Source organism: Lysobacter sp. CCNWLW3, from assembly GCF_036697405.1.
In the GTDB taxonomy this organism is placed as follows: domain Bacteria; phylum Pseudomonadota; class Gammaproteobacteria; order Xanthomonadales; family Xanthomonadaceae; genus Lysobacter.
Map to the genome: position 1 here is coordinate 1 of NZ_JBAHWA010000037.1, position 1178 is coordinate 1178.

The 1178-nt window shown below is 66.5% G+C and carries 1 pseudogene; it reads right to left on the minus strand.

Annotated features, from left to right (window positions below):
• Positions 1–1178: pseudogene (locus tag V1318_RS21670) on the minus strand (hypothetical protein); the annotation flags it as partial.

Consider the following 1178-nt stretch of genomic DNA (forward strand, 5'->3'; position numbering starts at 1 on the left):
GCATCGGTCTTGCTGGTGCGGTTGCCGGTGGCGTCGTAGGTGTAGCCCTGCAGCAACGCGTTGGTAGTGCCGTCGCGGGTCTCGGTCAGGCGGCCGAGTCTGTCGTAGGCATAGGCCCGCAGCGGCGGTTCGGACTGGTCGCCCTTGCGCAGCTTGATCAGGTTACCGACCGCGTCGAACTCGTAACCCAGCGACAGGCCGTCCGGGCCCACGTCTTCGATCACGCCGGGCTGGTAGTTCTGGTTGTGGGTGCGCTTGAGGCGGCGGCCGTCGCCGTACTCCAGCTCGGCCGCCGGGCCGAAGGGGTAATAGGTGACGCTGGTCAGCAGCACCTGCGGGGCCTGGCCCGGCTGGGTGACCGTTGCGCCGCTGGGCTGGCCCAGGGCGTTGTGGGTGTAGTCCACCCGCATTCCGCTGGGATAGGTCACCGAGGACAGCTGGTTGGCCAGGGTGTAGCCGTAGACCAGGGTGAACACCTGCCCATTAGTGGTCTGGACCTTGCGCACCACGTTGCCGCGGCGGTCGTAGCAGTAGCGGGTATTACCGCTGCCGTCGTCCATGCGGGTCATGCGGCCGGCGCTGAAGGTCTCGCCGGTTTGGCAAACGGCCTGGGGGGTGTCGTAGGTGTAGGCGACGTTGAGCGACGTGTCGCTGTAGGCGATACCGACGACGCGGTTGAGGGCGTCGTAGCTGTAGGTCGCGGTTTCGTTGCGGGCGTCGGTCTGGGTTTTGCGGTTGCCGGCGCTGTCGTAGGTGTAGCCGGTGATGCCGGTGTCCGGGCTGGTCAACTGGGTCAGGTCGCCCAGGCCGTTGTACTGGTACTGGGTGTTCAGGCCCTTGGGATCGGTGACCTGGGTCAGGCGGTCCAGCGCGTCGTACTGGAACTGGGTCTGGGCGTTGATGCCGGCGGTGTCCTGCAGGGTCTTCACCAGGCGGCCCAGCGGGTCGTAGGTGTTGTCGGTGACCGTGCTCAACGCGTCGGTGACGGTGTCCAGGTTGCCGCCGACGTCGTAGACGTAGCCGGTGGCGTGGTTGTAGGCATCCTTACCGGTCTTGAGCTGGCCCAGCTGGTTGTAGACGCGCGACAGGGTGCGCAGCAGTGTGCCGCTGCTGTCCTTGGTGTCTTCCTGGGTGCGCTGGCCGGCGTTGTCCAGGGTGTAGACGATCTGGTTGCCGGC